Below are 10,677 nucleotides of genomic sequence, written 5' to 3'. Positions count from 1 at the left end.
GACTGTAGTGATAAACTCTTCAACGGGCATGACTGAAACCTTCTTTTTTGCTTTTTACTGCTTTTAATAGCAGAAAGCAGGTTCAGTCATGTCTCCTTATGCAAACCTAAAAGTCGCACATGGCGTAGTAGCTACAATGGTGAAGTCAGTAGTGGTGTAGATCTTAATGGTAATGGAAAAGTCGATAAGCTTGGCTTGATATTGACCACTACCGATAACAATGTCGTCGACTCAGCTGTTCTTCTGAGCTTTACCAACAGTCTGGTTGCTATTCGAGGTCAGGGACGTTTTACATTTAATGATGAAGCTCTCTCAAATATTATCCTTGAAGGAACGTTTGAAGCCATTTATGAGAATGAGGCTATTGAAGGAAGCAGTAACACCCTGAACAAGAGCACGATCTTTTTTGATGGAAGACTTACAGTCAGTTATGGTGTTGGTGAGCTTGAGTTTTATTCAAAAGGGTTGATTTATTCTCAATTTGAAGTACCTGCTGATCCGGAAAGTGTAGATTTAAAATCGTTTATTGATAATAACCAGCATGCAATAAAGCTGAGCATTCAAGGCGGCTTTGATCTTCCCGGAGTAATCGCCTTTGACGGTGGTTTCGAATTTACTGCGAATACGAGCGGTCAAACGTTTACTTTTCAAGTGGCTGAAGACTTCCAGCCGCTACTGGGCTATAGCACTGTAGAAATTGGTGTTAAGTCTGGCTTCCTTTTGGAGTCCATAGGAGGCTCTCTAACCTTAATCGACACCTTCTCTATTGATGGGGGAGTGAAAATAAGTGCCGGTACAGGTTCTGGTTTGAATCTTGCCGTTGATGGAAATATTGGTTTGTTGGGTTTGGGCACAATGAGTGCTTCTGGCGATATTGCCCTGAATGATAGTGGAATTAAAACAAATCTGAGTTTGGTTGGTCAGGCAAAAATTCTCAACCTGATTACTATTGGTGGAGACTTTAATCTCTCTTTGGATGCTACTGGCAGTGTCCCATCGATAAAGCTAAATGTAGCAAATCCGAACATTCAATTCTGGTCACTCTTTACCTTGAGTCCAGGTGGGTCAGTCACTCTCACTTTTGACAATGGAATTTTTGCACTGCAAGACTTGACTGTTGGTGTTGATCTTTCGTTGGTAGAAAGCGAAGTGACAGTTGATTACATCAAGTCCAATGGTGATCTTAAATTCTCCTTTGACGTGGGCGGAGGTTTTGATCAGAGTCTTGGTATTTTCTCAGTCGGTGCGAGTGCCAAAGCTACTCTGAAAGTACAGCATAGTAATGGTGAGTTTGATATTGATGCAGATATGTCGGTATCAGCTTCCATTAGCAGTAAGGCTGTTACAGCTAAGATCTTTGGCAAAACCATCACTATTATCCCTTCATTCAGTAAGAGTGGAACCATTTCAGGTGGACTGGATCTGTCACTTGACCCCAGTGATGGAGAACTGTCTATTGGTGCGAATATCTTTGGTAAAGTGGATATCTCCATTCCCATCGGTTTCAAATTGCCACTCCCTGATGCACCTCCGCCCAATGTTGCGGCAATATCCGGCTCAACGGTCACCGTCCATGTAGGGAATAAATCCTCTCTCAGAAGTTATGATAAAGAGGATGTGAATGAAACGGTCCGTATTCGTCAGGATGGCAGCAAACTGATTGTTGATGTTCAGGGAAAAATTACCAAACTGGACGTTGGCAGTGGTGATTACACCATCAATCTGGATGCTGGAAATGGCCTTGATAAAGTCATCGTCGATAGCTCGGTAAAAGGTAAAATTAATATTACCAATACTGAGTCGGTAAAATACTCTGGCAGTGGCCTGGCGATAATTACTGGCACTTCAGGTAATGACAGTATCAGTATTTATGGTAATGGTACGGCTGTCATTAACTCAGGAGCTGGCAACGACAATGTCACCATTGATAGCTCCGGAAGAACAACCATCGACCTGGGCATTGGGAATGATGTGATTTCCCTTACCGGTACCGGTACCGGCAGCCACACCCTGACACCGGGAACCGGGGATGACCGCATCCACACGGCAATAGTGGGTGGCAGCTTACAGCTCATCCTGGCTGAGGGCTTTGGTAACGATATTCTGAGTGGTAATGGTACCCTTTCCCGTCTGGATATGAGTCAGTTGACTTCTGATATTAATCTGGAATATGACTATCAGAACTCCAAACTGCTGATGAACAGTGAGGGTGGCAATCTGACACTGGAGTCTGGTAATACACCACAGATTGATCGTATTGATTTTGGTTCTGGCAATGACACTTACGTCATTGTGTCGGCGTTCGACATGACCCTTACCGAAAATGGTGGGGATAATGCTTTCTATTATGTGGAGTCTGCTGGTGGGACAGCGAATTTCTCTGGCAACCAGTTCTCATTGAATGGTAGAACCATCACCTATGACCATAATATTTCACAGTTTGTACTGGGTAATATGGATTACAGTCTGGTCAAAGAAGGGGGGGCTTTTAAGGGCACGGTTTCTTACCGCCTGGCATCTGGAAGTGAAACGCTGACGCTCAGAAACTCGGGCGGGACATACGCTTTACCGGAAGCCCGGGTTGAAATCTTCAGTAATAGTGTTCATTTTTCCAGCAATTTCTCTGCCCTGAGCTGGGCTATCAGCAGCAAGGTTGATGCGGTATTTAATGCCAACCTGACTGCTACAGATGGTGATATTGCTATTGATCAGACCAGCACTGATGGTGTAGTTACACTGTCCGGTAATCTAACCTCCAGTAATGGCATGATTGATATTGCCGCTGTCGGCAGTATTGTTCAGACTGCTGGCACTTTGACAACCAGTACTTCTGGCCGACAGATTCAACTGCGTTCCGCACAGGGCAGTTTTGAGCAACGCAATGGCAGCAGAGTGATCGCCACCAATGGGGTGATCACCGTTGTTGCTAACCAGTGGATTGATATCGCTCATTTACAGGCCGGCACCGGTGAGATCACGCTGAATGCTGAAACTGGTGGTATTTATGATGCTGGTGATACGGATGTTGATATTCAGTCAGAAACCCTTGTGTTCAAGGCTGCTGAAGGCTTTGGAACCAATGAAAATGATATTGATACCGACATTGAACGCATCAATGGCAGCACTGGTGCCGGTGCCATCAATATTCAGGAGAACGATTCCCTCGAAGTCATGGCAGAGGGTTTGAGTGTTCTGACCAGCGGAAATATTTTAATGAACAACCTTAATGGAAATCTGACGGCCAATGGCAGGATTTCCATTAAGGATACCGGAAATATCAGACTGAAAGCCGACAACGGCAGTATCGAAACGTATGCGGATATTCAGACTGCTGGTGCAAATGCCATCACTCTTCAGGCACGTAATAACATCACGCAACATGCTTACACGACGATCAGCACCGGAGAGGGGGGATCGGTTGATGCCATTGCTGAGCTGGGTGGGGTAGAGCAGCACGATGGCGCCTTAATAACCACTGGAAATACAGGTTCTATAAGATTGCAGGCACAGGGCGCCATTAAAGTAGCTGGTCTACATGTGGCGCAGGGTGATGTCAGCCTTATCAGTGTAGCTGGGGCTATCACGGATTCTGGTGATCAGAATATCGATGTTCTGGCTGATCAGCTGCGTATGTCTGCCGGTGTTGGGGCAGGAGCCAGAGATGATGCGCTTGATATCAGTGTGGATGTTCTTGCCGCAAGAGCGGGAAGTGGAGGCATCCATCTCAATGAAGCGAATACCATTCATATTGATACACTGACGGATATTACCGTTCTACGAGTACAAGCAGACGGTTCTTTAGCGACTGTTACTGACGCTGGAATCAGTGATCTGGCCACATCAGACAATGGTGATATCAGTCTGACCTCACAAGATGGCGATATTCTTGTATTCAATGGTTCAGAGCATGAAGACAATGCAGGCATTGTTGCTAATGGTTCAGGAGACATCAGCCTGATAGCCAGCAAAGGTAATATCACCATTACCGAGAACACTGACGTTATCAGTGAACGTGGAAATGTCACACTGCTGGCGGAACGCAATGTTCTGCAGGAAGCGGGTGCTGGAATTATTGTGTCAGACTCTGCCAATGGTAAACAGGTTCGCATCGAAGCGGTTACCGGCAGTGTTCGACAGCAGGATACGAGCTTTATTGAAACTGTTGATTCAAACATCAAAGTTCGTGCCGGTCAGCACATAGACGTTGCCAGCATTCGAACAGGAGAGGCAACGGTGACCATGGAGGCTATCTCTGGTGGTATTTATGATGCCGGAGACTCCGACCTGGATATTGTTGCAGAAAATCTTGAGTTCACGGCCAATGATGCATTTGGTGTGAATAATGATGACATTGATACTCAAATAGCCAATGTGTTTGGCCATGTGGCTTCCGGAACCATTAATCTTCAGGAAGAAGATAGCCTGAATATTCATAACAGTGGTTTAAGTATTGCCAATGATGGCGATATTCTGGTGCACAGCAAATCCGGGGATATTAACGTTACCGGAGATATGAGAGTTGATAATGTGGGGCATATCCGGATCAAAGCGGATCAGGGGAATATTGTCATTGATGCCAATGTGACCACGGCCAGTGACTCATCGATCTCTATCCAGTCATTGCAGAATATTCACCAACTGGCGAATAGCACAATCAGTACGACGGCTGGTGGCACTATTGATTTATGGTCTGAAGGTGCAAGTATCCTGCAGCAGGATAGTGCCATTATCACAACGGGTGAAACGGGGAGTGTACGTTTGCTGGCTGGTGACTCCATGGCGCTGGCTGCGGTTCATGTTGGTACAGGAAACGTTAGCTTGATGACCGAGGCAGGGAGTATTGTTGACTCCGGCGATAGTCACAAAGATATTGTTGCCAGAGAGTTGAGAGTTGATGCGTCGGTGGGAATGGGGGCTGGCAATGCCATCGACACCTCCGTCGATGTGTATGCCGGTCGAGCTGGCAGTGGTGGCCTGCATATTGATGAAGACAGCGATATCACAGTATCGACACTTGACGATATCAGCATCCAGCGGGTCAAGAGTGATGGTTCTACCGAAACGGTAATGGATAAGGCCATCAGTGACCTGAGGACCAGTGACAATGGTTCAATCAGCCTGAAGACGATTGATGGAACCATTACCGTCTATGATGGCAATGTCCCGGATGATGGCGTAGGCATATACGCTCATGGCAGTGGAAGTGTTCATCTTGATGCGTATGGCTCTGGGCAGGATGTTCGGATTAAGGAAGACACTGATGTTGTCAGTGATCAGGGGAATATTCACATTCTTGCAGAAGATGCTGTCCTGCAGGAGGCGGGTGCAGATATTGCCGTGGGAACCGGGGGTAATATTGCCGTCCGGGCACTGAATGGCTCTATTTACATGACCGATGGCACTTCGGCCTCTACAAAAGGGGCGGGCAATATTCTTTATCATGCAAAGGTTGATGTTGACCTTTCCCGGTTAAGTGGAGAGGCTCACACCACGGTTATCGCAGACAGCGGGCAGATACGAGATAACCTGGAGATAGGGGCAGACCGTATTAATTACGACGCAAAAATTGACCCTGACTTGGAGACTTCAAGATCGGCTTGCTTTTTGGTGAGACCGCTAATATCAGCTCGTCCAGCTTATCCATGATAGCCAATCAGGGGATTGGTGTTCTGGGGGTGCAGGATATTGATACCGATGTTGAGCAGATAGAGATGGTCAACAAAAGTCGGAATCACGTTTTTGTACAGGAAGCTGATAGCGTTAATGTATTTGGCCAGGGACTTCGTAATTTTAACGACAATGGCGACTTAATGTTCTCAACCATTGTTGATGAGCTTTATATTGATGGCAAAAATATCCGTGAGCGTTTCCCGGATTACTCCACTGATGGCCAGAAAGTGGATGGATATACCATCGATGGCTACACCTTGCAGGACTTCTACCTTGATGAAGGTATAAGGATCGTCAATGGTAAAGTTCACACGGGTAAAGAAGGCTATCTCTATGTACGCTCTTCAGTCGGTGACTGGGGGCCAATGAACTATGATCAGCTTGCTGATGAGCTATCCAGAATCCGCAATCCTGAGGAGGTGATTGTAGCTGCTCAGAATGCAGGGAATATTGCTCAGTTCTTTGCATCTGGCCAAGAGGACGATTCATTGCCAGGGGGGGCGTTTGACGATAATCAGAGTTCTGAGCAGCGTCTCTTAGAGGATAACCTTTTTGGTGCTCTATCATCCGACCTTTACTCACCAAAGTCAGAAGAACTGAAAATGCTGAGCTTCCAGTCATTAGCTGATTTGCTGAGTAGTCAGGAACTGTTATTGGCTCAAGGGTCTGAGGATATTGCCATTGAGTACGAAGCAGAAGTCGTTGAAATAGAACCCTCAGATAATACTGAGGAGTCAGTAGTCATTGAAAATGAGCTTTCCGATACGAGACAGAAGGGGGAGCCTGCACTTGGCTTAAACGGTAATCTTCAAAGGAGTATTGACCAGCAGGCAGGAGATAGTGAGGTTAGATCATTCATGAGTATTGTAAAAAGGTTATATGGTGATCAGGTTCTGGATGAACAAACACTGTATGGTATTTATATAAAAATGATGACCGAACTCTCGGGTAATCCTGTGGATTATGAAACCTTTAAAATGCAGTTAAGCTCTAATAGTTTGTAGTGTTAAAAAAACCGCCTGAACAAAAAATGATCGGGCGGTTTTTTCTATTAACCAGAGTGACTGGCTAATACATGGGAAATTTATGCTTAACCAGCAAGGTTAGCCGCAACAAATTCCCAGTTCACCAGGGCCCAGAAACCTTTCAGGTAGTCTGGACGTACATTGCGGTAGTCAATGTAGTAAGCGTGCTCCCACAGGTCGCAGGTCAGCAGAGGCTTCTGGTCGCCAGTGATTGGGGTGCCAGCGTTGCTGGTGTTTACGATTTCCAGAGAACCGTCAGTGTTTTTTACCAGCCAGGTCCAGGAAGAGCCGAAGTTGTTAACGGCCATGTCAGAGAACTTGGCAACGAACTCATCAAAAGAGCCAAAGGCTTTGTCGATAGCCGCAGCCAGTTCACCGGAAGGCTTGCCGCCGCCATTTGGGCTCAGGCAGTTCCAATAGAAGGTGTGGTTCCATACCTGGGCAGCGTTGTTGAAGATGCCACCTTCAGAAGTCTTGATAATCTCTTCCAGGCTCTTGTTTTCCAGCTCAGTGCCTTCAACCAGGCCGTTCAGTTTAACAACGTAAGTGTTGTGATGTTTGCCGTAATGGTAATCCAGAGTTTCCTTGGAGATATGTGGTTCCAGGGCATCGCGCTCGTAAGGCAGTTCTGGCAGTTGAAAAGCCATTTGTGTTCTCCAGATGTGATTGGAATAGTTGTGGTTTCGTTCAGAGACCTGATTTTTCGCAAAGCGATAGTAGCACTGTGGCTACTACGAATCCATGTGGGTTGTATCTTGAGGTTTACAGCGGAAATTTCAAGCCCAAAGTGAGCCTTTACGTTGAATAAAAGGTTGGGAGCTGGATTTCTTTCTTCTACAATAGTCCCTCATTTATTTTTCTGAACAGCCAGGAGCTGGAAACACCGCTTCTTAGTGGACTTAAGAGTACACATCTGAAGCGAAGCGGCGTTTTTGATTGAAAGCAGTGACTATGCAAGAGGATAAAAAGATTCATCAGTCAAGCCAGGACTTGTCCATAACCGCTGAGCAGCGTCCTTCCAGGCATCGTTCAACAGGCACTGGGCCAAAAAATGTCAGTAAGCCCGCTTCCACGAATAAAAGCGGTGGTGCTGGCTACCTGGTTTCTGGTGTTCTGTTTGTGCTTCTGGCTGGTGTTACTGCTGGTGGTTACTGGCAGGTGACTGAGCTGCAGAAGGCTCTTAAGGATACCCGACAGGAGCTTCAGGCAACCCGGGATCAGCTGGGGCTGGTTACTGGCCAGGTTTCCCAAACCGGTGAAACTATTAACCAGAGTGACTCCATCTTCCGCTCTGAACTTAAAGTAGTAAACTCTGAAATCCGTAAGCTCTGGGATGTTTCTAACAAAAGAAATCGTCAGTGGATAAATGAGAATAAAGAAAAGATTGAGCAGGGTGCTAAGAAAGTAGACCTTGCTGTCAAACAGTCCGATGCGGCTAAAAAGTCTTCAGAACAGGCAGCTTCAAAGCTGAATGAGCTGGACCAGATGATTAAGGCGGTGACGACTGAGCAGCTGGTTGCCAATTCCGATATGATCAGTCATGTTGAAGCTCTGAAAGCTGAGGTTGATGGTTTAAAGAACACTTTATCCACCCAACAGACCATTGAGCAGCAAATACAGGCATCCGCTCAAACCCAGGAAGAGCTCAGCAAGAAGCTGAGCTCTTTCCAGAGCCAGGTCTCTTTGAAAATTCAGCAGTTGGAAAACACGATGCGGGATCTTGGAAACCCTAAAGGCAAGGGGCTGACAATTCAGTAGCTGTTAATGCCTTGTGAAGGGAGTGGTCAGTGAAAAATAACTATTTTGGTTTGTTGGTTGCGCTGCTGGCCATCGTATGGCTCCAAGGCTGCAGTTGGCAGAATGCTGAAGCTCCTGCTGAAAAGCCGCCCATTCGGTTCGAAGTTAGTTGGTATCAGCCTGATCTACCCGCTAAAGCTCTTGGGTTATCAGAACAAAGTAAAACACTGGTCGGGCAGTGTGAGTTCCAACCGGAGCTGTTGGAACGGTTGTCAGGTCAGTCCCGTGGGTTGTTACTGCCTTTGCTTTCGATAGGAGAGCACGGCCAGCTCTTTCTGGACCCGTTGGTCAGTAAGCCTTTATACCAGGCTCTCGAACCTGAATGGTCATTAGGTTCTCCTTATGACAGTCTGCAGCTTTATCAGCGCTGGGTGAGCAGTGTTGAGCATTCCTGTCCTGAAGGACTAAGACGTGAACTGGCTTATTGTGACATGAAGCCTTTCTCTTCTCTGGGAGGACTTCTGGATAGCAGTTCCCATTATGATCTGGAACGTCTTAATAACTGGCTTGCCAAGCAGTCTCTGGATTACGTAATTCTGCCGGATCTGGCGCTTTTAAAGTCTGATGCAGCTCTCCTGTTAAGTTATTCATCAGAATCGCCTGCGATTACCGAGCAGTCGTCAGAGGTAGGGCTTCAGCATATTCTGCCTTTTAAATTGCGGCAAACTCTGGATTGGGTTTTGCTGAATAAAGAGAGCCGATTGATTTCTGATCAGTTTGTCAGCTATGGACACTGCACTGTTTCATGGCATGAGCTTGATGAGGCGGTAAGCTTGAATAAGATGGGGGTGGTTGATGTTGAGCTGTTAAACAAAATAGACATACTTATCAATAAAGGTATGGTTTATTTAATAAGAAATTTATCTCTGTGAGTTCTATTTTTCTAATTATTTGATTTTATTTGTTAATTATTAGTTCGCTTTGTTTTTAGGGGCCTTTTAACTATTTAGTCAAAAAAATGTCCTGAGTGTGGTGTTAAAAAAAATTGCTGATTTATTTTTAAAAAAAACTGTTCAATCTATCCGGTTTTATTACTAACTATCCTGAGTTTTTTTTTAATGCCTTAATAAGGCCTTCCATTCTGCTAGCCTGAAATTAAATAAGTGTAATCATGGATTAATCAGGCTCCGATAGCTGGGTCTGATGGTGTTTCTTCAATTGATTGCCTGCTGATAGTTAAGGACAACAAACAGTCAGGACTGGTTATGGATAGTGTAGATAGGCCAAGTGGAAGTAGTTTCATACCACCAGAGTTTCCCCGTGGTGACCAGGAAGCGTCTAAAAAAACAGGTGGTGTAAGTCCTCAAAGTGATAAATATCTCCAGTCAGACCAGGCCAGTTCACAGCCATCGAAAAAACGATGTTTTGCTAGAAGCATTCGCCCAGTTCCTGTTCGTAATTTAGAAGTCAGAAGATTGCTAAAGTCTGATCATTTTCGGGATGTGGAAAATGCATTAGAGAGTGGTGATATTAGGGCTGACGATCGCGACTTGGAGCTAGATCAAGATGAAATCAAGCAGATAATAGAAGATATTCAAACCAAAGCGGCGAAAAAAGAAATAGTACTAGGTAACAAATTCTCAAGAAATCTCAAAAAACACTCAGAAAATCTTGATGAAGTTGATTTGAATGGCCCAAAAGAGCTTGCACGAATTATTGTTGGGCTGATGAATGACCTCAGGAAATGGCATTTTAGTGCGGGTTACGACAAGACGTTAATCACAGGCAAGCAGCTTATCGATTCTGAGGGACAGCTTAGAGATATTCTCCGCAATTACAGTGTTGGGGGCTTAGGAGAGGCAGAACGAACTGGGACGGGTGAAAAGGCTGTCACGGGACCTGGCACCATCAGTACCGGCAGCGGCACGCCTGACGCGGTGACCACCGGCACCGGGGAAAGCCCGGTCATCGGCACCACCAGTACTGGCAGCGGCACACCTGACACGGTGACCACCGGCACCGGGGAAAGCCCGGTCATGGGATCCGGCACCACCAGTACTGGCAGCGGCACGCCTGACGCGGTGACCACCGGCACCGGGGAAAATCCGGTCATGGGATCCGGCACCACCAGTACTGGCAGCGGCACACCTGACACGGTGACCACCGGCACCGGGGAAAGCCCGGTCATGGGATCCGGCACCACCAGTACTGGCAGCGGCACACCTGACACGGTGACCACCGGCAC

Annotated in this window: 6 protein-coding genes; 5 read left to right on the top strand and 1 reads right to left on the bottom strand. The window is 46.4% G+C overall.

Features of this window, described 5'->3' with window-relative positions; translation table 11 throughout:
* The first annotated feature begins 201 nt into the window (after positions 1-201).
* Entirely contained in the window at positions 202-5,646 is a 5,445-nt protein-coding gene (locus AK963_RS20465) for a beta strand repeat-containing protein (protein WP_066017287.1), read from the top strand.
* On the top strand, positions 5,643-6,674 hold the full coding sequence (locus AK963_RS20460) for a hypothetical protein (protein ID WP_066017286.1): 1,032 nt from the start codon (positions 5,643-5,645) through the stop codon (positions 6,672-6,674). Before AK963_RS20465 ends, AK963_RS20460 begins: the two co-directional genes overlap by 4 nt.
* An 86-nt stretch (positions 6,675-6,760) precedes the next feature.
* On the opposite strand, the gene sodB is transcribed toward AK963_RS20460, so the two are convergent.
* The gene (gene sodB / locus AK963_RS20455; RefSeq protein ID WP_066017285.1) at positions 6,761-7,342 is read right to left on the bottom strand and encodes a superoxide dismutase [Fe]; all 582 of its coding nucleotides are present in this window, start codon (positions 7,340-7,342) and stop codon (positions 6,761-6,763) included.
* Positions 7,343-7,646: 304 nt separating this feature from the next.
* On the opposite strand from sodB, the gene AK963_RS20450 reads away from it, so the two are divergent.
* The 3 genes from AK963_RS20450 to AK963_RS20440 all read left to right on the top strand — a co-directional run.
* Positions 7,647-8,453 carry a hypothetical protein gene (locus AK963_RS20450; RefSeq protein WP_066017284.1) on the top strand — a complete coding sequence of 269 codons (807 nt, stop codon included), beginning with the start codon at positions 7,647-7,649 and terminating at the stop codon, positions 8,451-8,453.
* 29 nt (positions 8,454-8,482) lie between these two features.
* Positions 8,483-9,364: a hypothetical protein gene (locus tag AK963_RS20445; protein ID WP_066017283.1), complete on the top strand. Its 882-nt coding sequence runs from the start codon at positions 8,483-8,485 to the stop codon at positions 9,362-9,364.
* Positions 9,365-9,697: 333 nt separating this feature from the next.
* Positions 9,698-10,677: hypothetical protein (locus AK963_RS20440; RefSeq protein WP_202969814.1), on the top strand; the 980-nt coding region annotated here is incomplete at its 3' end.

The sequence above is a fragment of the Endozoicomonas atrinae genome (genome assembly GCF_001647025.1).
Taxonomy (GTDB): Bacteria; Pseudomonadota; Gammaproteobacteria; order Pseudomonadales; family Endozoicomonadaceae; genus Endozoicomonas; species Endozoicomonas atrinae.
The sequence above is the reverse complement of the archived record's forward strand: the minus strand, read 5'-3'. Positions and strand labels throughout refer to the sequence as shown.

Excerpts from the sequence above, each read along its gene's own strand:
- AK963_RS20460 (WP_066017286.1), top strand. The coding sequence starts at position 5,643 with ATGATAGCCAATCAGGGGATTGGTGTTCTGGGGGTGCAGGATATTGAT.
- sodB (WP_066017285.1), bottom strand. The coding sequence starts at position 7,342 with ATGGCTTTTCAACTGCCAGAACTGCCTTACGAGCGCGATGCCCTGGAA.
- AK963_RS20450 (WP_066017284.1), top strand. The coding sequence starts at position 7,647 with ATGCAAGAGGATAAAAAGATTCATCAGTCAAGCCAGGACTTGTCCATA.